The following is a 22,557-nucleotide window of genomic DNA, read 5'->3' as shown; positions in this document are numbered from 1 at the left end:
CATTTCGGACAAGCTATCGAGAGGGCGGCGTTTTCGAAACATCGTTCAAGCCAGCCCCCCCTTCCAATCCCCAGCTGCTCCCACTAGCTTCCCCTCAAAGGAGACACTTATGACCAATCCGCTTCTGTCCGCTTGGGACACGCCCTTTGAGCTGCCGCCGTTTGATCTGATCTCGGATGCCGATTTTGAACCGGCGTTTCATGCCGCATTGGACGAAACCCGCGGGGCGATTGCTGCGATTGCAGACAATCCGGAAGCGCCGACATTCGGTAACACAATTGAAGCGTTGGAACTTGCAGACGCGCCGCTCGATCGGGTGTTGGGAGTGTTTTACAATGTGGCGGGGTCCGACAGCACGCCCGAACGGGAAGAGTTGCAGCGCACGTTTTCCCCGCTGCTCGCGGTGTTTTCGTCCGAGGTGACGATGAATGCGGATTTGTTTCAGCGGATCGAAGCCTTGTGGCAATCGCGCGAGACGTTGGGTCTGACGGATGAACAGGCCCGTGTGCTCATGCTGACTCGCCGCCGTTTTGTGCGCTCGGGCGCGCTTTTGGAAGGGGCGGATCGCGATCGGTTGAAAGAGGTGTTGGAGCGCCTTGCGACCTTGGGAACCGAGTTCACGCAGAATCTTCTGGCAGATGAACGCAGTTGGTTCATGCCCTTGGGCGAAGGCGACTTGGACGGATTGCCTAAGTTCGTGCTGGACGCGGCCCGTGCCGCTGGTGCGGAGAAGGGCGTTGATGGGCCTGCTGTGACGCTCTCGCGTTCGGTCATCACCCCGTTTTTGCAGCACTCTACGCGCCGTGATCTGCGTCAGAAAGCGTACGAGGCATATACCGCCCGCGGTGCGAATGGAGGCGACACCGATAACCGTGCGATTGCGGCGGAAACGCTGAAACTGCGCGAGGAACGGGCGCACCTGCTGGGGTATGACAGTTTCGCGGCGTTCAAGTTGGAAACCGAGATGGCAGGTACGCCCGACCGGGTGCGTGATTTGTTGATGCAGGTGTGGGAGCCAGCACGGGATGCCGCGAACAAAGACGCGGCGCGAATGACAGACATGCTGCATGCAGATGGCCATAACGGCGATCTGGAGCCATGGGACTGGCACTTTTACGCGGAACGTAGGCGCGAGGCAGAGCATGATCTGGACGAAGCCGAGATCAAGCCGTTCTTGCAGCTTGACCGGATGATCGAGGCGTCGTTTGACACCGCCAACCGCCTGTTCGGATTGGAGTTCGCGCCCTTGGACGTGACGCTTTATCACCCGGACGCCCGCGCTTGGGACGTGACGCGGAATGGCCAGCATATCGCGGTTTTCGTGGGTGACTATTTTGCCCGTGGGTCGAAGCGCTCGGGTGCGTGGTGTTCGGCGATGCGCAGCCAGCAGAAACTGGCGGGTGATATCCGCCCCATCGTGGTGAATGTCTGCAACTTCGCGAAGCCCGAGGATGGCCAGCCCGGGCTTCTGTCTTGGGACGACGCGCGGACGCTGTTTCACGAGTTCGGCCATGCGCTGCACCAGATGCTGTCGGATGTGACCTATCCGTCGATCTCGGGCACCTCGGTTGCGCGTGATTTTGTCGAGCTGCCTAGCCAGCTTTACGAACACTGGTTGGAAGTCCCCGAGGTGTTGGGCAAGTTCGCGACCCATTCCAAGACGGGCGAGGCGATGCCGAAAGTACTATTGGATAAGCTGCTGTCGGCGTCGACCCATGATACCGGGTTCCAGACGGTCGAGTTCCTGTCCTCGGCCATCGTGGATCTGGATTTCCATGACGGTAAAGCGCCCGCTGACCCAATGCAGGCACAGGCAGAGACGTTGGAACGCATTGGCATGCCGTCTGCCATCCGTATGCGCCATGCCACGCCGCATTTCGCCCATGTCTTTGCAGGCGACGGATATTCGTCGGGCTATTACAGCTATATGTGGTCCGAAGTGATGGACGCAGACGCCTTTGATGCCTTTACCGAAACCGGTGATGCCTTCGATCCGGCGATGGCCGAAAAGCTGGAAAACCATATCCTGTCGAAAGGTGGGTCGGTGGATGCGGCGGACTTGTACACTGCGTTCCGGGGTCGTTTGCCCGGTGTTGAACCGCTTCTGAAAGGTCGCGGGTTGGCTTAACCTTTTTGGGGGTCGTCCGGATGCGTTTCGACCCCCACCGGATCCTTGTGGATCAGCACATCCGTATTCGGATAAGCGCGCAGGATGGCGCGACGCAGGCTGGCGCCGATGGAATGCGCCTCGTCCAGCGTTTGCTTGCCATCCAGCTCGATATGCATGTTGATAAAGGTGATCGAGCCCGACCGGCGCGTCTTTAGATCGTGAAAGCCGTGGATGCCGGGGTGGTCGCGGGCAATGGCCTCGACCCCTTCGATCACGGCGGGATCGGCGGCGCGGTCCATCAGCCCATCCCATGCGGTCTTGAAGATACGCAACGCGCCAACCGCCAACATGAGGGCTGCGCCGATGGCCACGACGCTGTCAATCTGTTCCATCCCGAACCAGGCGGCGGCCCATAAGGACAGGATCGCGCCGATATTGGGAATAAGGTCGCCCAGATAGTGCAGGCTATCCGCCTTGACCACCGCAGACCCGGTGCGTGTCGCCACATGGCGCTGCCACAAGACCAAGGCCAGCGTCAGCACGATGGATATCACCATGACAACAATGCCGCTTTCATGGGACATGATCGGGGCGGGCTCGCCCGACAGCAGGCGCGCGACGGCCGCCCAAGCAATGATCCCGGCAGAAACCATGATGAAAAGGCTTTGCCCCAGTGCTGCAAGATCCTCGGCTGAAGAATGGCCGAAGGCGTGATCCTCATCCGCCGGGCGCGCGGCGTACCAAATCGCGGTGAGCGCCCCCAAAGACACCATCAGATCCATTGCGCTGTCGGCCAGCGACGCGGCGACGGACAACGCTTGCGTTTCGCCTAGCGCCCACAGCTTCAACGCCACAAGCGTGACCGCAACAAGCGCAGATGCGGCACCTGCGGACAGGTTCAGTTTGGTGTTCTCGGGTCTGCTCATTGCTCTGGGCTAGCTTACAGGGGCAGGGGGTGCAAGCTTTGGCGGTTATTTGATCTCTTCATCCGGGCCGACGCCCCAGATCGTTTCTTTGGTGGTCCATCCCCGAATGCCATCTGCCTTCAGGCGGCACCAAACCGGCCCGCAGCTTTCGATCCGCGCAATGACGCCCGCCTCGAGATAGGCATTAATCTGGCTTTCAGGGTCAGCACGGCTGTAAAGCGGCATAAGATCTTGATCCACAATCGCCGTACGTGCGCCCGACAAAAGCGAATAATGCACCCATCCGCCGACGCCGTCGCGATCTTGCACCTGTCGCCAATGTTCGTATTCGCCGATGACGCGCAGCGGCATGCCGCGCTGTTTGTACACCCAGTCGATCCGGTGGCGCAGCGATGGGCCGCGCCGGACATTGCCTTCGCCCCCTTTCAGGGACACGAAACGGGGGATTGGCAGGTTGGTGACCGCGCCGCGTTCATCCGTCGCGTTTGACTGCGCAAATCCGGCCTGCACAGCCATACACACAGCCAAAACAGGGGCCGCAAAACGGATGCCTATTCGAAGTCTCACGCTGATCTCCTGCTGCCTACCCCGTTCGCGCAATTTTATTTCGTCTGCGATCCGGAGAGAGCTTGTACCTTGCCTCGTTCCTTGTCACTTTGGCAGGGACACGCGCAAAAGAAAAGCCGTAGGGAGGGCTTGCATGAGTGCTGAACGTCTAAGTGTTGTTGTGACGCGACGGTTGCCCGAGGTTGTCGAGACCCGGATGATGGAACTCTTCAATGTCGAGCTTCGGGATGATGATCAACCGATGAGCCAAGCCGAGCTGGCAGAGGCGATGAAACGGTGCGATGTGTTGGTACCGACTATCAATGATCGCATCGACGCAAACATGCTGGCCGGGGCTGGCGAACAGCTGCGTCTGATCGCCAATTACGGTGCTGGTGTCGATCATATTGATGTCGGGTCAGCCCGACAGCGCGGCATTCTGGTGTCAAATACGCCCGGCGTGTCGGCAGATGACACGGCGGATATGGCCATTGCGCTGATTCTTGCGGTCACGCGCCGCTTTCCGGAAGGCATTCGCACCATGGCGTCCGGCGAATGGGCCGGATGGTCTCCAACCGCCATGTTGGGCCACCGTATCCAGGGACGCCGCGTCGGCATTCTGGGCATGGGCCGCATCGGTCAGGCCGTCGCAACCCGCGCGCGTGCTTTTGGTATGCAGGTGCATTACCACAATCGACGTCGCCTGCATCCGCAGATCGAAGAGCAGTTCGAGGCGACCTATTGGGAAAGCCTTGATCAGATGGTGGCGCGGATGGATGTGATTTCCATCAACTGCCCGCACACGCCCTCGACCTTCCATCTTATGAACGCACGCCGACTTAAGCTGATGAAGCCAGAGGCTGTGATTGTGAACACGTCGCGCGGGGAAGTGATAGACGAGAACGCATTGACCCGGATGCTGCGCGCGGGCGAGATCGCAGGCGCTGGTCTGGACGTGTACGAGCACGGGAACGAGATCAACCCCCGTCTGCGCGACCTGCCCAACGTGGTGGCCTTGCCGCATATGGGATCCGCCACCGTCGAAGGGCGCGTCGAGATGGGCGAGAAGGTTCTGATCAACATCAAAACCTTCGCCGACGGCCACCGTCCACCCGATCAGGTCGTGCCGGGGACGCTGTAATCCGCCATGCGCCGCCTTCTGGTCATTCCCCTGATGGTTGGCTTTGCCTGCGTGCTGGCTGGGGCCTATGGCATCGTGCACAACCAGATCAGTTTTACGATCGGACCTGACTATTTCTATGCGCTGAAATTTCCGCAGTTCCGTATCCCTGACTTGCTGCAAAGTCGCGTGGGTGCCGCCTATGTTGGATGGCAGGCCAGCTGGTGGATGGGCCTGGTGATCGGCATTCCGATTGCGGTCATGTCGCTGGGAATCCCGTCGTCTGCGCAAACACGGCGCGTCTTTCTTCGTGCTGCCATGCTTGTTGTTGCGATCACCTTTGCGCTTGGCCTGGTCAGCTTGGCATTTGACCCACCAATGGACCATATCCCGGTGCCAACCGCTGCCAAGGATCCCATCGGATACGGGCGCGCGGCGATGTTGCACGACACTTCGTATCTGGGTGGGATGATCGGGCTGGTCATTGGGTTGATCTATACTGGCGCCAAGGTGCGCGCCGCCCGTCGGAACGCATTGAAACCCCAGTCAGAGGGGCGTTGAGATGATCAGATACGTCATTCTTGTCGCGTTTGTCTGCTTGGCGGCCTGCTCGCGCCCGTTATCTGAGAACGAGGTCGAGATGTCTCGTGTCCTGTTCGGCGAATCTTTGGACACCAGCAAGGTGCGCGTCCGTGCGGGGATCGGGGTTCTGCCGCTTCCCAAGCCAGAACCCATTCCGGCAAGTGCGCCCAAAGCCGATCCGCGCAAGCTGCCGAAAACGATCTGTGACCGCGTGGCGCAACCCGATCGGAAATGGACATTCCCGGCGGGGTTCGTGTTGTGGAATCAGATCTATCTGAAACGCGACTTTTACCGTGACGACATGTTCGAAGGCTGGCCGAAAAGCCTGCCGATGCCACATGCGCTTTTGATGGCGCATGAACTGGTCCATGTCTGGCAATGGCAAAACCGCGAGCGCACTGGCTATACGCCCTTCAAATCAGGTGCTGAAAGCTTCCAGCCGGGGGACCCCTATTATTGGCCGGGACGCGAACCCGGCGCTTATCTGTCTTACAATTTCGAAGGGCAGGCCGCGCTGGTCGAGGATTATATCTGTATGACGCTGTTCGTGCCGGACCATCCACGGCGAAAGGAAATCGAGGCGTTGATCACCCCCGTGATCCCGGTGGACCAGTTGGCCGACGCCCTAAAGCGTTGAATCCGCCGCTCATGTCGTTTTCATTCTGTGTAAGGTCGGGCAGGTTCGGACCTTGGCCCCACCTTTCGGCATCTATAATGCAACAGATTTTTCCCAAGGGAGTCGCCCCATGAAAACCAATGTAAAAGCGCTTGTCGTCGGCGGTGGTGCCGTTGGCACGGCGATTGCCTACCACCTGGCCAAAGCTGGCTGGGACGATGTGATGCTGATCGAACGTGACGAACTGACGTCGGGCTCGACTTGGCATGCCGCCGGTTTGCTTCCGCTGTTCAACATGTCCTATGCGACGACCCACATCCACGACTACTCGGTCAAGTTCTATAAGGAGCTGGAAGCCGAGACAGGCCTGAATGCTGGTTTTGCCGTTGTGGGCAACCTGCGTATGGCGCAAACCGAAGATCGTATGGACGAGTTCAAGCTTTATGCCTCGACCGCAGATACGGTTGGCATCAACTACGAATTCTTGACCCCGGATCAGATCAAAGAGCGCTGGCCGCTGATCGAAACCGGCGACCTGAAGGGTGCGCTGTATCACACCGAAGACGGATACATTAACCCGGCAGACGTGACGCAGGCGATGGCCAAAGGTGCCCGTCAGCGTGGCGTTGAAATCGTGCGCAAGATGCAGGCCGATGATTTCCACTGGAACGGCACGCACTGGGAAGTCACCTGCACCAAGATGGTCGAAAAAGGTGGCAATCTGATCGAAAGCGACGAGAAGGTCGTGATCACTGCCGAGCATGTCGTGACCGCTTCGGGCAACCACGCACAGCGCACCGCGAAGATGCTGGGCATCAAGATGCCCGCCATCCCGGTTGAGCACACGTTCATCGTTATGGACACCGATCCCGAGCTGGTGAAGTGGCGCGAAGCTGGCAACCCCGAGCACCCTGTTGTGCGCGACGCCGACAACGAAAGCTATGCCCGTGAGGAACGCGGCGGCTGGATCCTTGGCATCTATGAACACGGCGCGCCGGCTCGTTTTGAACATGGCGTGCCAGACAGCTTCCGTGCGGACCTGTTCCCACTGGATCTGGACCGGATCGCGGATCAGTACATGGCGATGGCCGAACGCGTGCCGTCCTGTGCGGAAAGCGGGTTGAAAGACGATTTCAACGGACCGATCTGCTATACCCCTGACGGCAACCCGCTGGTGGGTCCGGCACCGGGTCTGCGCAACATGTGGCTGGCTGAAGGCTTCAGCTTTGGTATCACCGCGGCTGGCGGCACTGGCTATTATCTGGCCCAGATGATGGTCGATGGCGAAGCCGAAATCGACATGGCGTCGCTTGACCCCAAGCGCTATTCGTCGAACTGGATGACCACCGAGTTCGCAGCGCGCAAGAACGAAGAATGCTATGAGCACGTCTATATCCTGCACCACCCGGATGAAGAACGTGCTGCCTGTCGTCCGCTGCGGACCGCGCCCGCCTATGACCGCCAAAAAGCAAAAGGTGCTCAGTTCGGTTGGGTCAACGGCTGGGAACGCCCCAACTATTACGGCCCGGTTGACGCGCCTGCGAACTATGATGAAGAAAGCCGCAGCTTCCGTCGCGGTGGCTGGTGGCAGCACGCTGTGGACGAGGCGAAAGCGATCCGTGAAGGCGTTGGTCTGATCGACGCAACTGCCTTCACCAAGCACGTTGTCAAAGGCCCCGGTGCAACCCAGTTCCTTGACTGGTTCACCTGTAACAAACTGCCGCGTATTGGTCGCATCAACCTGACCTATGCGCTGACATCGGCAGGCACCACCCGCACCGAATACACCATCGTGCGCAACGGCGAGAACAACTACTACCTCGTCTCGGCCGGTGCATGGACCGAGTACGACGCCGACTTCCTGCGCAAGGCGGCCGAGGACAAGATGGACGAGTTTGGCTACATCGAGATTCAGGACGTGACGACCCAGTGGGGCGTCTTCGCCATCGCCGGTCCGAAATCGCGTGACGTTCTGAAAGAGGTTATCGTCGATGCAGACCCTGAAAACGCTTTGACCAACAAAGCGTTCCCATGGCTGTCCGCCAAGCAGATCGAACTGGGCATGTGCCCGGTGAACGCGATCCGTGTGGCCTATACCGGCGAGCTGGGTTGGGAACTTCACCACCCGATTGAGATGCAGAACTATCTGTGGGACCTGCTGAACAAAGCAGGCGAAAAGCACGGCATGAAGCTGGTTGGTGCCCGCGCCCAGAACTGGCTGCGTCAGGAAAAATCCTATCGTGCATTCGGCAACGAACTGGGCCGCGATGCGACCCCCGCCGAAGCCGACCTGCCGCGCTTTATCGATCTGGAAAAAGACTTCCACGGCAAAGAAGCCATGGTCGAAACCGGTGTGCGTTTCAAATGCTGCACGCTGTTGATCGATGGGCCGGATGATGCGGATCCGTGGGGCAGCGAAGCGCTGTTCCTGGATGGCGTCAAAGTGGGCCGTCTGACCTCGGGTGGCTATTCGGTGGCTTTCGAGAAGTCGATCGGAATGGGCTATGTCTCGCCCGAGCTGGCAGTTTCGGGACAGAAGCTGAAGGTGAAAATCATGGGCGAACTGTATGACGCTGAAGTCACCGTAGACAGCCCCTATGACCCGAAAAACGAAACGATCCGCGTCAACGGCTGATCGCTTTGAAAACTGGATGAGAACGGCCCCCAAGTGGGGCCGTTTTTTGTTTGCCCTCGTTGCGGGGCTGTGATCGGATGAGCCATGCCCGATAACTGAAAAAACAGAACCACTATGAGCTATCGAAGGTCAGCCCCGACAGAACGCGAAAAATGGTTGGAAACACACAAGCGTGCGTTAATTGTGCTGGGCGTTCCTGAAGCGGTCGTTGCTGACTATTGGCGTTTTGTCAGCGCGATTGAAGAGGGCGAAGATCATGAAACGAATTGGCATATCGGTTGGATTGATCCCGCAAATTTCGAAGATCTGCATCGCTTGTTGATTGAAAGATTCAGTGCTGACGACAGCTATCTTATCAGCGATCTGGAAGCGCGTTTGTTGCTGTCGAAACACTGATGGCGAGACGGCCACCCAATTATTTGTTTGTCTTTTGTTCTCTTTTTTGCGACCGTCCCGTTGACATTTTGAGGAGACAAAGATGGAGGAGAAAATCAGTGGGTCATGTCATTGTGGTGCGGTCACATTCGAGGTTAGCGCGCCTAAATTTGTCGTTTCGTGCAATTGTTCGATGTGCCGCCGATATGGCGCATTGTGGGCGCATTGCCCTCCAAATGAAGGTGCCATCCTATCTGGGCAGAACCACACGAAAACCTACAGCTGGGGCGATCACATGATCGACTTCCATGCCTGTAAAACATGTGGGTGCATTACCCATTGGGGGCCGGGCAAGAACACCGATCAGGACCGGATCGCGGTCAATTTGCGCATGGCCCCGCTTGAGGTCATGAACGCGCTAACTGTCCGCCACTTTGACGGGGCAGACAGTTGGGAGTTTCTGGACTAGCGGTTACTTTGACAGCTTTGCCATGATGTCGTCGACGACGGACCCGTCGCCATCAGCATCCAGAAGCGATGTTAAAGCAGACAGGTCAGGACCGCCCTGCTGGTTTCCACCAAGCAGACCGCCGACAAGCCCCATCAAGCCGCCGCTCGAGCCCTGAGATTGCGCCGCTTGCAGCGCGTCGATCGACGCATCGGGCATCTGTTTTTGCAGACCACCCTGTGCCATCGCACCCAGTGCAGGCAGGAAGGCCATGATCTGTTCCATACCAATACCAGTGCGTTCAGCTGCTTGTTCGGCCAGCGCATTGGTGCCGTTGTCGCCCAACAGACCGTTCAGGAAATTTGCACCCTGCGCAGCACCTTCGGGACTGGCAGCTTGTGCAACATCGTCAAACATTCCTGCCTGTGCTTCACCTTTCAGCGCACCCAGAATGCTGTCCAGCCCGCCGCTTTCGGCTTGCTGTTTGGCAGCTTTGCCGATCACAGGTGCCAAAAGGCTGGTAAGATCCCCGGCCTGTGTCTGATCCAGACCAACCTGTTCTGCCAGTGCCGACAGGCCCTGACCGTTTTGCGCTTGTTGCAGCAATTGTAGAAGGGACATGGTGTTCTCCTTATTTGAGTTGTGGTCAAGATGATGCATCGGTGGTCGCCACATAAGGGGAATGCGGGCGATTTCGTACCCACGCGCCGTTTTGCTAGACGGATATGGGCACCAGATGATTGTCCCACGCCCAGTCGCCCCCGACGGGGATCAGCGTTTCCGTGCCGTTCATGCGAAGTACCAACCCGCCATCACGGGTGATCATTAGACCGCCGGTTCGGGATTGCGCGACGCCGGCTGCTGTACCGTGCTGTGACGATCCGTTGGGCGTGCCATCCTTGTTGAAAAATAGCACATGGCTGCCTTTCGGACCAGTCACAGCGATTTCGCCCGTCTCGGCACAGGTCGCGATTGATCCTGCATAGTGCTTCAACTGACGTTCGTCCGGGTGCGTGAGCAGCTTCAAGTCTTCGCCGCGTGTGTGGCGCAGGACCAAGGGCACATTCTTGGTGGGCAGTCCTTGCCATTGCAGCGCTGCGACCACATCACCGTCCTGATCCAAGGCGATGTGACGGATTGAATTCTGGTGCAATTCGCCCGCCAATTCTGCTTGTGCCGTGATCTTACCTGCCGCATCCAGATAGGTCAGGTTGGTGCGCATTTGGGGCAGGTTCAGCTTCGCGCGCCCCATGTCGGGATGGGTTTGAATGCCGCCATTGGCAACCACGAAGCCGCCAGTCGGCAGAGCCAGAATTTCATGCGGCCCGATGCCACCGGATGGCACCTCTCCGATCCGTTTATACCCGTCGGTCGTGTCCCAGATGCCCAACACACCAGCAGGTGCATCAAAGTCGTTCTCGGTCGTGAACAGCAAAGACCCATCGGATGAGAACGCGCCGTGGCCATAGAAATGCCGCCCATCAAGGCTGTTCAGGCGTGCGACCTCGGTCCCCTCAGCGCAATCAATAATAACGGCGAAACGCCCAGGGCGCCGGGCGAAGGCAACCGCTTGGGGGCCGGTTGGATGCAGTGCAGCGGCATGGCCGCGTCCGGGGATTGGGATCTGGAAACGTACATCTCCCGTGGCAGTCAGCCCAACCAACCAAGTCGAGTTGTCGGGTTTATTCCCGGCGGTCACGAAATCGGGTGCGCCTGCGTCGGCCCAGCCGGGCAAGGGCAGGGCGGCGGTGCCAAGCCCTGCCACCACGCTGCGAAAGAAATTACGGCGATCCATGGATCAGTCCCCATCGCCTGCGCTGAAGCCGGTTTCGACCCCAAGGCCGGGTCCGATATCCTCGTCCATCTGAAGGCGCAGGTATTCCAGCTTGGACATGATGCCCTCGATGCGCACGCGCATTTGCGGATCCTCAACAGCGTCGAGCAAAGGCGCGCCGATGGCGTCCACGCGGGTCTGCGTGTCTTTGATGACCTTCACCACCCATGCGCGCGACGGATTGAAAACCGCGCCCGCGAAGCCAAGATTGATCACCTCGATCATACCGTCCAATTGGGCAATCATGATCTGGTTGGTCAGCCCGGAACGCCAAGCTTCAGCCCGTTTTGGGAAAGCACGTTGATAGGTGCCAAGCGGGCGGCCTAAACGGTGCTCGCGCAGTCGCTGGATCGAGAAGCCGAGTGCGGTGTAGATCTGTTTGGTGAACTCGGTATTTGACAAATAGACAGGGTTTTCAGGCCCCGCAGCGCGCACCAGCTCTGCCCAGCCTTCGGATGCGAACCACCCGTCATGGAGGTCTTGCGCGATCCGGGCCAGATTGCCGGTCACACCAACCAAAGAAGGGCACGTTGGCAGATCCTCAAACAGCAGACGTTCGATTGCAGGTAGCCCCTGCAATGCTGCACTTGATCCTGCCACGATGGCTGCATCGCCCTGCTCGGCCTCGGGCCGTTTCAGATGCTGACGCAGCGCGCGGCCGGTGAAATTCTTCTTGTCTGGAAAGAAGTTAACGGTAAGGGCGGCGGCCTGCTGTTCGATCGGGCCGAACTGATAGGCATCCAGCGGGGCCCAAGCCAACCATGTGGCATCGAAGGCGTCTAGAACCGGTTCACGTGCGCCACCGTCACAATAGGTCACAGCAGTGTCGGCTAGCGCCGCGCTTTCATCACGAAACGCGCCGAACTGGCGGTCGAACACCGTCAATACGCGATCCGCGATTTCGGAATGGTCTACACGGGGGGCGACCTGAGCGGTCAATATCTGTGCGGGCAAAATGCAGGCAGCAACGATGGAAAGCAGGCGCATCAGAGCGACTCCAGAAATGTGATCAGCGCAGCACGGTCAGACGGGTCCATAAAGCGCACGGTGTCCCGCGCGGCCTTCGCTTCGCCGCCATGCCACAGGATGGCTTCAAGCAGTGAGCGCGCGCGCCCATCGTGAAGAAAGGTCGAGTGCTCGCTCACCTGGCCCGTCAGGCCGATTCCCCACAAAGGCGGCGTGCGCCACTCTTGCCCGCTAGCTTGCCATTCTGGGCGGTGATCTGCCAGCCCCTCTCCCATGTCATGCAACAACATGTCGCTATAGGGCCAAATCAGTTGAAAGGATCGTGCCGGATCGTCGGGCAGGCGATGGGTGACGAAAGCCGGAGTGTGGCACGCCGCGCAACCAGCGACGTGGAACTGCTCTTTGCCACGCAGGACGTCGGGGTTGCTTGCGTTTCGTCGCGCAGGCGGTGCCAATGCGGCGACATAGGTGGTTAGAACGTCAAGCGCTTTGTCCCCCAGCTCGACACCGTTTTGCGCTTCCGTTCCACCGTGACGCTCGGTGCGGCAATCCACCTGTGCCTGCGTGCAATCGCCCCAATGATTGGGGAACAACGTCGAGGACAAGCCGATGTCCCCGTTTGCTGCATCGGCAGATTGCTGGCGCAGGGTTGGGTTGCCAGCCTTGTGACCAAAGCGGCCCAGCATCGGTTGGTCAAATATGTGTGACCAGACAACATTTGGACGCCCCGAGATGCCGTCTCCGTCCGCGTCATCGGGATCGGCCTGTGCCAGAATGTCAGCTTCGGGAATGGCTTCAAGAAGGCCCAGCCCGATCATTTGTGGTGCGATCCGGGGCGATGTCATAGCGTCCGGGGCAAGATCCCCATGCGCACCATCGTGCACCGCATAATGTGGGGCGCGAAGCATCACGATTGTGCCGTCACCCAGCGTGATAGGCGTTTCCTGATAGGTGATGGAAAGCTGCCCTTCGGCGTGGTGGCCCGAAATGGCACGGGTTTGCAGCTGAAAGCCATAATTTGGTTCGGGCTGCATGCCCTTACCCGGGACAGAAAGACGCAGAACCAGCCCCTTGTGATCCTGAGGATCTGCCACAAAACCGCGCCCGTCCTGCACGTGACATGCCGAACAGGCGCGGGTGTTGTACAGCGGGCCAAGCCCGTCGGATGAAATAGTCGAGGCAGGTGCCTGAACCCAAAGCTTCTCAAACATCGCCTCGCCCAAGGTGAAGTCGAGCTTCTGATCGGCTGGCAAATTTGGGAAGGGGGTCGAAAACAGCGCACGCGGCTGCGGATCCATCTGCGTCGCTGCCCCTGCGCTTCGGACCTCGAAGCTGTTCGGGGCTGAAAAGTCGGTCGGTGAAGCTGTGGCCGCCTGAATGCGCTCACGTTCAGCCTGGGTCCGCGGTGCGGGTGTCAAATGCGGTTCGCCCCACGGGCCAAGATCCTCGGCGAGACATGGCGATGTGACGGCGGCAAGGGCCATCAGGAAAGATGTTTTGCGCATCTGGCGGCTCCTGTTTCCCGGCGTTGTAGGGCGTGGGCCGGGTAAGGTAAAGGTAGCTGACAGAAATACTCTGATAAGTGCTGCGGCAGCTTTATAGCTCCCAACCGCACAAATCCAGTAGAGTGATGTCCGCGATGGCGCTGGTCAGAATCGTGCCTTATTGCGTACGAACTGCTCGATCGCTGGGGCGGGGACAGCGCCAGCTTGGCGGGCGATTTCCTTGCCGTTCTGGAATAAGATCAGCGCGGGGATTCCGCGAATGCCAAACTTGCGCGAGGCATTTGGGTGGTCTTCCGTGTTGATCTTGGCAAACCGGGCATGAGGCGCGACCGCCCGCGCAGCCTGCTCGAACGCGGGCGCCATCATCCGGCACGGCCCGCACCACGGTGCCCAAAAGTCCACCAAAAGCGGCGTATCGTCATTGCGCTGAGCCTTGACCAGTGTCGCTGGATCCAGCTGCCTGACCTTGCCGTCATTCAGTTTGGCCCCGCAGGTTCCGCATTTTGGCCCTGCCGACAGTTTGTCTTTCGGCACGCGATTCACCGCGCCACATTCCAGACAGGTCATTTTCAAAGCGTTGGACATCTTGGGCTCCATTCATATTCCGCTATACGCATATGATTATTGCAGACGGGCAGGTCAAGGTCACACGGTGCTCAGCAAGATGCTGGTTTCACTGTTGGTGATCCCTTCGACCACACGGACGTCGCGCAGGACGCGGTCGAAGTCGGTCAGGCTGTCAGCGGTCAATTGCGCCACCAGATCCCACTTTCCATTGGTTGAATGCAGAGACCGAAGTTCGGGCAGCCCACGCAGGCGCTTGATCACGGCGGTTGTGGATCGACCTGAAACCTCGATCATCATAATCGCATGCACCCCATCTGGCCCATGATCCTGACGCGCGCGGATGGTGAAGCCCAGCACCGCGCCGCTGTCGAGCAGTCGATCCAGACGTGACTGAACCGTTGCGCGGGATACGCCAAGGATGGTTGCAAGTTTTGAGATCGGGGCACGCCCGTCTTCACGTAGGATCGAGATCAGGTCACGGTCGAGGTCATCAAAGATATGCATAACAAATTGTTAAGTTGGTAATAGCAAATTGTCAAAAATATACGCTTCAAAAGAACATTAGTGACATATCTCTGAAAAATTATCGGTTGCTAGACTGTTCACAACCTCTTCCGCGAACAGAGACCATAATGCCTCAGACATCGCTTCAGGCCCCAAGTGCCGTCATCATGATCCGCCCGCACCATTTCCAGCCCAATGCGGAAACGGCGCAGGATAATGGGTTTCAGACCGCGCCGAGTGATGTCGCGTCAAAGGATCTTGTCAAACGTGGCTATGATGAAGTGACCAGTATGGTCGAAGCCCTGCGTCAAGAAGGGATCGAGGTGAACCTGTTTGAAGACCCGCGCGATGATCGCCCCGATGCGGTCTTCCCCAACAACTGGTTTTCGACCCATCCCGGCGGACATGTTGCTGTCTATCCAATGTATTCGCAAAACCGACGGATCGAGCGGCGGCAGGACGTGCTTGAGATGCTCAAGACGCGCTTCCGGGTGCAAGATATCATCGACTATTCCGGGCTGGAACAGGACGAGTTGTTTCTGGAAGGTACTGGCGCAATGGTGCTGGATCACGTGGAACGCGTCGCCTATGCCGCGCGGTCCAAGCGCACCAGCGAAGTTCTGTTGGAACGGTTCTGCACGCATTTCAACTATGAACCTATGGTGTTTGACGCCTATGACGGGGATGGCCTGCCGATCTATCACACCAACGTTTTGATGTGCATTGGCACCGAGGTTGCACTGATTGGCTTGGACACAATCCTTGATCCCGCCCGGCGCGACGTGGTGCACGAGCGGTTGGCGCGGGGCGGTCGCGACGTGATTGCTTTGACGCAAAAGCAGATCGCGGAATTTGCGGGCAATGCGATTGAGTTGCAGGGCAAGGATGGCCGTATCTTGGCCATGTCCTCGCGTGCGCTGGCAGCCCTTGAGCCCGAGCAACGCTGGCGGATCGAAGCCAGCCTGAAAATCCTGCCCTTGGATATCCCCACCCTTGAAATGGCTGGGGGATCCGTGCGCTGCACCATTGCCGGTATTCATCTTAGCCCCAGACCTGAAGGAGCCACCGCATGACCAATATTCACCTTCTTGGCGTCCCGCTTGAGGAAGGCGCCGGGCGACGCGGATGTATCATGGGGCCAGACGCCTATCGCACCGCAGGGCTGGCAGAAGAGCTGGCCGCGCTGGGGCACAACGTCACCGATTTAGGTGATGCGCAACGGGTGGACACCGGCCCGATCGAGACCGAGCATAACCACCTGAAATTCCTGCCCGAGGTCGCCGGCTGGACCAGAAGCCTGCATGATCATGCCTTTGCGTTGGCGGGGGCGGATACGCTGCCGATCTATCTGGGTGGCGATCATGCGCTGGCCCTTGGTACGGTAACGGGACATGTGGCCGCAGCGGCCCAGATGGGGCGTCCGCAATATGTACTGTGGCTGGACGCGCATTCCGATTTTAACACGCCTGCCAGCTCGCCCAGCGGGAATATCCACGGGATGCCCATGGCGTTTGCCTGTGGGCTGGACGGATTCCCTGATCTTCTGGGTAAGCCGCTGCCTGCCGTACTGGATCCGCAGAAACTGTGCATGATGGGGCTGCGATCCGTCGACCGCGAAGAGCGCGAGCTTTTGCAAAGCTCGGGCGTACAAGCCCATGATATGCGCGCGATTGACGAACATGGCGTGGCGCGGATCTTACGTCCATTCCTTGACGAGGTCTCGCAGGCAAACGGGCTGCTTCACGTCAGTCTGGATGTTGATTTCATCGAGCCAGAAATCGCGCCCGCCGTCGGCACCACCGTCCCCGGCGGCGCCACCTTCCGCGAGGCGCATCTGATCATGGAGATGCTCCATGACAGCGGCCTTGTCACCTCGCTCGATCTGGTCGAGCTGAACCCCTTTCTTGACGAACGTGGCCGCACCGCGCGCCTGATGGTCGATCTGACGGCAAGCCTGTTTGGCCGCCGGGTGCTCGACCGTTTCACAACCAGCTATTAAGGAGCGCCCAATGCCGCCTCTTCCTTCCGAACTTGCCTATGTTCCTTTCGTGTCTGTCGAGCACATGATGGGCCTTGTTCATCATATCGGGATCGAAACGGTTCTGCGTGACATCGCGACCGAGATCGAAAATGACTTCAAACGGTGGGAGCTGTTTGACAAGACGCCGCGCGTGGCCAGCCACTCGGATGTGGGTGTGATCGAGCTGATGCCGACCTCGGACGGCGAGATGTATGGGTTTAAATATGTCAACGGACACCCCAAGAATACTAAGGAAGGGTTGCAGACCGTGACGGCGTTCGGGCTGCTGGCGGATGTGGATACGGGTTATCCGAAACTGTTGACCGAGATGACAGTGCTGACCGCATTGCGCACGGCAGCGACCAGCGCAATGGTGGCCAAGCATCTGGCCCCCAAGGGCGCAACCACGATGGCGATGATCGGCAATGGGGCGCAGTCGGAATTCCAGTGTCTGGCCTTCAAGGCGATCTGCGGCATCGACACGGTCCGGCTGTATGACATCGACCCTGCTGCGACCGAGAAATGCGCGCGGAATCTGGCGGGGCTGGGCCTGAATGTCGTGCCCTGCAAAAGCGGCGAGGAAAGCATGGAGGGCGCGCAGATCATCACGACCTGCACCGCAGACAAGCAAAACGCCATGATCCTGACCGACAACATGGTCGGCGAGGGGGTGCATATCAACGCGATTGGCGGCGACTGCCCCGGCAAGACGGAACTGCACCGCGATATCCTTTTGCGCTCGGACATTTTCGTGGAGTACCCGGAACAGACATGGGTCGAGGGCGAGATTCAGCAGCTGGATGCGGGCCATCCCGTCACCGAGATGTGGCAGGTTATCACGGGGCAGGTCAAAGGACGCACCAGTGACAAGCAAATCACGCTGTTTGATAGCGTGGGCTTCGCGATCGAGGATTTCTCGGCCCTGCGCTATATCTCGAAAGCGATCGAAGGAACGGCGTTTTTCACCCGCCTTGATATGCTGGCAGACCCTGATGATCCTCGCGATCTGTTTGGAATGCTGGAACGCTCGAAAAGCTGACATGAAAAAAGGCGCGGACCGATCTGGTTCGCGCCTTTTTCCGTCTAGCTGCCGGATTTAGCTGATGAAGTCCTTATAGGCCGCTTCATCCATGTAGTCGTCCAGCGGGCTGGTGTCCGAGGCTTTGATCTTGAAGAACCACGCGTCGTTTTCTGGATCATCGTTCACCTTGCCGGGCTCGTCCACGATGGCTTCGTTCACTTCGACGATTTCGCCGTCCAGCGGGGCCAGAATGTCGGATGCGGCTTTGACGCTTTCGATCACCACAACCTCGTCATCCTTAGAGACAGTGTCACCCGCCTCGGGCAGTTCGACAAAGACAACATCGCCCAGCTGCTCGGCCGCGTGGGCGGTGATGCCAACAACGTACAGACCGTCTTCTTCGCGCAGCCATTCATGTTCTTCGGTGAATTTCATTTGGGGGCCTCCTCAGGGAATTTGGTCTAAACGTATCGCCGCGCTGCCGGGGCGGCAAGTGCTTGTATTCCGTGGCATGCGGGTGCCATGGTGTCGGAATGAAAGACGTTTCCGCTGACCCGCATTTCTTTGGCTATGGTTCGTTGGTGAACCGGCAGACGCATGGCTATTCGAATGCGCGTGCCGCCAAGGTGACGGGTTGGCATCGGGCGTGGCGCAGGTCGCCGCATCGGGCGCTGTGCTATCTGACGGCGGTGCCGGACAGTGCCGAGTATATCGAGGGGTTGATCGCGTCGGTTCCAAACGCGGATTGGACGGCATTGGACGAACGCGAACGGGCCTATGCACGGGTGCCGTTGGGATCAGAGATACGCCATGATGGCGGGGATCTGGACGTGGCGATCTATGCCATTGCACCCGGCGAACACCACGCGCCGACCGATGATAATCCGGTATTGCTGTCCTATCTGGATGTGGTGGTGCAGGGCTATTTTCGCGAATTTGGTCTGGATGGCGTTACCCATTTCTTCGAAACGACCGAGGGATGGCATGCGCCCATCCTGAACGACCGGACGGACCCGGTTTATCCGCGCGCGCAGGTGTTAAGCGCCGAGGAAACTGCCTTGGTGGACGCGGGCCTGTCGCGCTTATCGGCGGTTGTGAAACAGCGAGATTAGGCGGGTCTGTCGCTGGTACGGATGCGCGGTGCCGGAGTATAGACCGGCCTCGGCTTTGCGCAGGACACGGGCTGACAGGATCATCGCAATCCCCGCGAAGGCCACGCCGCCAATGGCTTGCCCGATCAACACGCCGGGTGCACCCCAATAGGCCGCACCGATCATCACCAATGGGATGGTGCCAAGGGTCTGGCGACCCCAGTTTACCCACGTCGAATAGAAAGGGTGTCCAAGGTTGTTAAAGCTCGCGTTGGTGACGAAAATCACGCCGTTGAAGTACCATGCCAGCGCCAGCGGACCGCAAAACAAGAAGACCAGCTCTCGGCTTAGGCCTTCTGCGTTGAAAAGATCCGCAATCGGGCCACGCGCCAAATAGAGGATCGCCGTGACGACCAGCGTGACCACCAAGACAAACAGCAGCCCGTCGCGGATCGACCCACGCACCCGATCCATTTTTCCCGCGCCGTAGTTTTGCCCAACGATCGGGCCGATTGCCCCGGACAGCGCAAAGATGGTCCCGAAAGCAACGGGAACCAGACGCCCGATGATCGCCATCCCTGCCACGGCATCTTCCCCGAACTCGGCCATGGATCTGGTGACGTAAGCTTGTCCCACAGGTGTGGCGAACTGGGTCAAGATGGCAGGCAGGGCGATGGTGGCGATGGCGGGAAAATCCACACGGAACTCGGCCTGTGTGGGGCGATCCAGCCCGCCGTAGAACTTGAAAATCGGATAAATCGACATTGCTGCCATCGTCAGGCGTGCGGCCACAGACGCCAGTGCGGCCCCTGTCAGATCCAGGTTAAGGCCAAAAATCAGGATGGGATCTAGGATCGCATTCACAACGCCTGCGCCGATGGTGGCCATCATGGCGCGCCTTGCGTCGCCATGCGCACGCAGGATTGCGCCACCGACCATACCTGCAATCAAGATGGGCAGGCTTGGCAGAATGATCCGCAGATAGGATGTTGCAAGTTCCAGCGTGTCCCCAGATGCGCCCAGAAGAGCCACGAGGTTGGGGGTGTAATACCAGACTGCGGCCGCGAAGACCGCCCCGATGATCATGCCATAGAACAGCGCAGTTGCGGCCCGACGACGCGCTGTATGTGGTTCTCCTTCACCCAAGGCCCGCGCCACCAATGCGCCCGCTGCGATGGACATGCCAATCCCGAAGGATGAGGTGAAGAACAAGAGCGCGCCCGCATAGCCAACCGCTGCGGCCAGCTCGTCCCGACCCAGCATCGAGATGAAAATCATGTCGACCAGATCGACCAAAAAAATGGCCATCAGCCCGACCGAGGATGTCAGAGACATCACGGTGATGTGCCTCAGCAGGCTGCCTTCCAGAAATTTCGCCTGTGCTTCAGCCATGATCGTCACCTTACCTGTTTGCTGTCGGCCAGCATGACGCAGATAGACGATGGGTACCAGAGAGAAGAGCGCACAGGAATTGTGCGGCTGTGCACCTTCTTAGCCGTACCAGCAGCGGCGCGTATACGTGCCTAAGAACGCTTTAGATACGGCGCAAGGCAAATCCCATCCAGACAAACCATGCGATGAAACCAAGGCCAAAGACCATGCCAGCGGGTTCGAGCAGTGGGATCATGGTCATCAAACCGCAAGCGCCGATAACAATTCCGGTCCAGCGAAGAGCAGGCGAGATAAAAGCGCGCGCTGCCAGACTGGTCACGATGATCCAAACGCCCCCGGCGATTTCATTGCCGCCGCCAATCCCGTTCTCGACGGTCGTGACGACGCGCCACATGCGCGCGGCTTCAACCGGGTCTTCTATGCCAAGCGTGGTGCTTAGCCCAACATTCGCCATCATGCCCGCCCCAAGGATCAGAACGCACCAGATCAATCCAAACGCGCCGGACAGCTTGGCCAAGTCAGGCTGAGTTGCATGGCTTGTGGCGTAAAGCGCGACGACAAGCACGGTCAGCGCGATGGCGTTCAGGACGTAGATAATAAGGTACCACGACGAAATCAGCGCGGCATTTTGGGTTAGAATCGCGATCAACTGCTCGGCATTCGTTTCGGGTGCAGAGAACCCGGCAGGTTCGAGCACGGCAAGGAAAACTGCGAAGCCATAGATGTAGGTCGCGGCGCAAATGAAGGCAGCGATGCTGCCAAGGCGGGGCAAGTTTGACGCAGTCTGATTCATCGCGTTTTCTTCTTCTAAGAGGTGATCAATGGGTGTCGGCTTTGTTCTGGACACATCCTAAGCGAGATTTGTTAGCGCAATCAAGGTGAATCTTAAAAGGATTAACATTGATCCGCAAAAAAGAAACGCCGCACACAAGGCGCGGCGAATTCTTTGGGTTCGATTGTGCGATCAGCCTTTGGCACGCACCACTTGCAACAGCGGCATCAGGGATGACATGTCCGGGCCGCGTTCCATGCCGGTGACGGCTTTGCGCAGCGGCATGAACAGGCCTTTGCCTTTGCGGCCTGTGGCTTCTTTCACGTCCTTGGTCCAGTTCGACCAGCTATCGCCATCATAGGGGCCGTCGGGAAGCAACATCATGGCCTGCGCGATGAACTCGTGATCTTCTTCGTCGATCAGTGGCTCGGCGCCGTCGCGGCACAGGACCCACCAGCCCTCCAGATCACCCAGCGTGGTGATGTTCTCGCGGGCGACGGACCAGAAGGCCTCGGCCATATCAGCGGGAACACCAATCGCATCCAGCTTATCGGCCACGGCCTCAACCGGCAGAGAAGCCAAGTGGCGGGCGGTCAGTGGGAACAGGTCTTGCACGTCAAACTTGGTCGGGGCCGCGCCGAAGGTCGACAGGTCGAAACCCTCGATGATTTCTTCCAGAGAGCTGCGCAGCTCGACAGGTTGTGACGATCCCAGACGGGCCAGAAGGCTGAGCAGTGCCATCGGCTGCACGCCTTGCTCGCGCAGATCGCGGATGGCCAGCGTGCCAAGACGTTTGGACAGGGCTTCACCCTGTGGTCCGGTCAAAAGCGAGTGGTGCGCGAAGCTTGGCAGGGCTCCGCCAAGTGCCTGAATGATCTGGATTTGCGTTGCAGTGTTGGTCACGTGATCGGACCCGCGCACCACGTTGGTGATGCCGAAGTCGATGTCATCACAGACCGAGGCCAGCGTGTACAAAAACTGCCCGTCACCGCGGATCAACACCGGGTCCGACACAGATGCCGCGTCGATTGAGATGTCGCCCAGAATGCCGTCGGTCCAGTTGATCCGCTCGTGATCCAACATGAAACGCCAGTGGCCCTGACCGCGCTCTTCGCGCAGCTTGGCCTTTTCATCCTCCGACAGGGCCAGCGCCGAGCGGTCGTAGACCGGCGGCTTGCCCATGTTCAGTTGTTTCTTACGCTTCAGGTCCAGCTCGGTCGGGGTCTCGAAACACTCATAGAACCGGCCCATGTCGCGCAGCTCTTGCGCGGCGGCCTCGTACCGGCCCAGACGGTCCGATTGCTTCTCGACGCGGTCCCAAGTTAGGCCCAACCATTCCAGATCTTCCATGATCGCGTCTGCATATTCCTGCTTCGAGCGTTCAGGGTCTGTGTCATCCAAGCGCAGGATGAATTGGCCACCCGATTTGGCAGCGATCAGATAGTTGAACAGCGCGGTGCGCAGGTTGCCCACGTGGATATAGCCGGTGGGCGAGGGGGCGAAACGGGTGGTGGTCATGGTTGATCT

General features: G+C 58.9%; 23 protein-coding genes. 11 read left to right on the top strand and 12 right to left on the bottom strand.

The window, feature by feature from the left end; genetic code table 11:
* The first annotated feature begins 109 nt into the window (after positions 1-109).
* Positions 110-2,128 carry a M3 family metallopeptidase gene (locus FIL88_RS10090; protein WP_142853726.1) on the top strand — a complete coding sequence of 673 codons (2,019 nt, stop codon included), beginning with the start codon at positions 110-112 and terminating at the stop codon, positions 2,126-2,128.
* Here the strand turns inward: FIL88_RS10090 and FIL88_RS10085 are convergent.
* Complete coding sequence (locus FIL88_RS10085; RefSeq protein ID WP_142853725.1) at positions 2,125-3,036, bottom strand: cation diffusion facilitator family transporter; 912 nt, start codon at positions 3,034-3,036, stop codon at positions 2,125-2,127. The two genes, FIL88_RS10090 and FIL88_RS10085, sit on opposite strands and share 4 nt — an antisense overlap.
* Before the next feature lie 45 nt (positions 3,037-3,081).
* Positions 3,082-3,552 (bottom strand): SH3 domain-containing protein, encoded by a 471-nt coding sequence (locus FIL88_RS10080; protein ID WP_142853821.1) that lies wholly within the window; start codon positions 3,550-3,552, stop codon positions 3,082-3,084.
* A 184-nt stretch (positions 3,553-3,736) separates the two neighbouring features.
* Here FIL88_RS10080 and FIL88_RS10075 point away from each other — a divergent pair, with 184 nt between their 5' ends.
* From FIL88_RS10075 to FIL88_RS10050, 6 genes are all read left to right on the top strand, one after another.
* A complete protein-coding gene (locus tag FIL88_RS10075) occupies positions 3,737-4,723 on the top strand; it encodes a 2-hydroxyacid dehydrogenase (protein ID WP_142853724.1) in 987 nt (328 codons plus the stop codon).
* A gap of 6 nt (positions 4,724-4,729) precedes the next feature.
* The gene (locus FIL88_RS10070; protein WP_142853723.1) at positions 4,730-5,263 is read left to right on the top strand and encodes a hypothetical protein; all 534 of its coding nucleotides are present in this window, start codon (positions 4,730-4,732) and stop codon (positions 5,261-5,263) included.
* 1 nt (position 5,264) lies between these two features.
* Positions 5,265-5,921 (top strand): hypothetical protein, encoded by a 657-nt coding sequence (locus tag FIL88_RS10065; protein ID WP_142853722.1) that lies wholly within the window; start codon positions 5,265-5,267, stop codon positions 5,919-5,921.
* A 109-nt stretch (positions 5,922-6,030) separates the two neighbouring features.
* Complete coding sequence (locus FIL88_RS10060; RefSeq protein ID WP_142853721.1) at positions 6,031-8,535, top strand: GcvT family protein; 2,505 nt, start codon at positions 6,031-6,033, stop codon at positions 8,533-8,535.
* 114 nt (positions 8,536-8,649) lie between these two features.
* Positions 8,650-8,931, top strand: coding sequence for a hypothetical protein (locus tag FIL88_RS10055; protein WP_142853720.1), 282 nt, complete (start codon positions 8,650-8,652; stop codon positions 8,929-8,931).
* Positions 8,932-9,013: 82 nt separating this feature from the next.
* On the top strand, positions 9,014-9,379 hold the full coding sequence (locus FIL88_RS10050) for a GFA family protein (protein ID WP_142853719.1): 366 nt from the start codon (positions 9,014-9,016) through the stop codon (positions 9,377-9,379).
* Between the two features lie 3 nt (positions 9,380-9,382).
* Here the strand turns inward: FIL88_RS10050 and FIL88_RS10045 are convergent, their stop codons facing one another.
* The 6 genes from FIL88_RS10045 to FIL88_RS10020 form a co-directional block, all read right to left on the bottom strand.
* Positions 9,383-9,979, bottom strand: a complete 597-nt coding sequence (locus FIL88_RS10045) for a DUF937 domain-containing protein (protein WP_142853718.1) — start codon at positions 9,977-9,979, stop codon at positions 9,383-9,385.
* Between the two features lie 94 nt (positions 9,980-10,073).
* Positions 10,074-11,153: a DUF1513 domain-containing protein gene (locus tag FIL88_RS10040; protein ID WP_142853717.1), complete on the bottom strand. Its 1,080-nt coding sequence runs from the start codon at positions 11,151-11,153 to the stop codon at positions 10,074-10,076.
* A 3-nt stretch (positions 11,154-11,156) separates the two neighbouring features.
* Complete coding sequence (locus FIL88_RS10035) at positions 11,157-12,179, bottom strand: imelysin family protein (protein WP_142853716.1); 1,023 nt, start codon at positions 12,177-12,179, stop codon at positions 11,157-11,159.
* Positions 12,179-13,663: a di-heme oxidoreductase family protein gene (locus FIL88_RS10030; protein WP_142853715.1), complete on the bottom strand. Its 1,485-nt coding sequence runs from the start codon at positions 13,661-13,663 to the stop codon at positions 12,179-12,181. Before FIL88_RS10030 ends, FIL88_RS10035 begins: the two co-directional genes overlap by 1 nt.
* A gap of 144 nt (positions 13,664-13,807) precedes the next feature.
* Positions 13,808-14,248 carry a thioredoxin TrxC gene (gene trxC / locus FIL88_RS10025; RefSeq protein ID WP_142853714.1) on the bottom strand — a complete coding sequence of 147 codons (441 nt, stop codon included), beginning with the start codon at positions 14,246-14,248 and terminating at the stop codon, positions 13,808-13,810.
* 60 nt (positions 14,249-14,308) lie between these two features.
* Positions 14,309-14,734: an Lrp/AsnC family transcriptional regulator gene (locus FIL88_RS10020; RefSeq protein ID WP_142853713.1), complete on the bottom strand. Its 426-nt coding sequence runs from the start codon at positions 14,732-14,734 to the stop codon at positions 14,309-14,311.
* Positions 14,735-14,862: 128 nt separating this feature from the next.
* On the opposite strand from FIL88_RS10020, the gene ctlX reads away from it, so the two are divergent.
* From ctlX to FIL88_RS10005, 3 genes are read left to right on the top strand one after another with little or no spacing between them, the layout of a single operon-like run.
* A complete protein-coding gene (ctlX, locus tag FIL88_RS10015) occupies positions 14,863-15,807 on the top strand; it encodes a citrulline utilization hydrolase CtlX (RefSeq protein ID WP_185960906.1) in 945 nt (314 codons plus the stop codon).
* On the top strand, positions 15,804-16,733 hold the full coding sequence (gene rocF / locus FIL88_RS10010; protein WP_142853712.1) for an arginase: 930 nt from the start codon (positions 15,804-15,806) through the stop codon (positions 16,731-16,733). Before ctlX ends, rocF begins: the two co-directional genes overlap by 4 nt.
* A gap of 10 nt (positions 16,734-16,743) precedes the next feature.
* The gene (locus FIL88_RS10005; protein WP_142853711.1) at positions 16,744-17,793 is read left to right on the top strand and encodes an ornithine cyclodeaminase; all 1,050 of its coding nucleotides are present in this window, start codon (positions 16,744-16,746) and stop codon (positions 17,791-17,793) included.
* Between the two features lie 57 nt (positions 17,794-17,850).
* Here the strand turns inward: FIL88_RS10005 and gcvH are convergent, their stop codons facing one another.
* On the bottom strand, positions 17,851-18,210 hold the full coding sequence (gcvH, locus tag FIL88_RS10000) for a glycine cleavage system protein GcvH (RefSeq protein WP_142853710.1): 360 nt from the start codon (positions 18,208-18,210) through the stop codon (positions 17,851-17,853).
* Positions 18,211-18,308: 98 nt separating this feature from the next.
* On the opposite strand from gcvH, the gene FIL88_RS09995 reads away from it, so the two are divergent.
* Positions 18,309-18,887: a gamma-glutamylcyclotransferase family protein gene (locus tag FIL88_RS09995; protein WP_142853709.1), complete on the top strand. Its 579-nt coding sequence runs from the start codon at positions 18,309-18,311 to the stop codon at positions 18,885-18,887.
* On the opposite strand, the gene FIL88_RS09990 is transcribed toward FIL88_RS09995, so the two are convergent.
* The 3 genes from FIL88_RS09990 to gltX all read right to left on the bottom strand — a co-directional run bounded on the left by FIL88_RS09990 (position 18,858) and on the right by gltX (position 22,548).
* The gene (locus FIL88_RS09990) at positions 18,858-20,258 is read right to left on the bottom strand and encodes an MATE family efflux transporter (protein ID WP_142853708.1); all 1,401 of its coding nucleotides are present in this window, start codon (positions 20,256-20,258) and stop codon (positions 18,858-18,860) included. The two genes, FIL88_RS09995 and FIL88_RS09990, sit on opposite strands and share 30 nt — an antisense overlap.
* A gap of 142 nt (positions 20,259-20,400) precedes the next feature.
* A complete protein-coding gene (locus tag FIL88_RS09985; RefSeq protein WP_142853707.1) occupies positions 20,401-21,051 on the bottom strand; it encodes a hypothetical protein in 651 nt (216 codons plus the stop codon).
* A gap of 171 nt (positions 21,052-21,222) precedes the next feature.
* Entirely contained in the window at positions 21,223-22,548 is a 1,326-nt protein-coding gene (gene gltX / locus FIL88_RS09980) for a glutamate--tRNA ligase (protein WP_142853706.1), read from the bottom strand.
* Between the last annotated feature and the right edge of the window lie 9 nt (positions 22,549-22,557).

Source organism: Aliiroseovarius halocynthiae, assembly GCF_007004645.1.
Classification (GTDB): Bacteria; Pseudomonadota; Alphaproteobacteria; order Rhodobacterales; family Rhodobacteraceae; genus Aliiroseovarius; species Aliiroseovarius halocynthiae.
The sequence above is the reverse complement of the archived record's forward strand: the minus strand, read 5'-3'. Positions and strand labels throughout refer to the sequence as shown.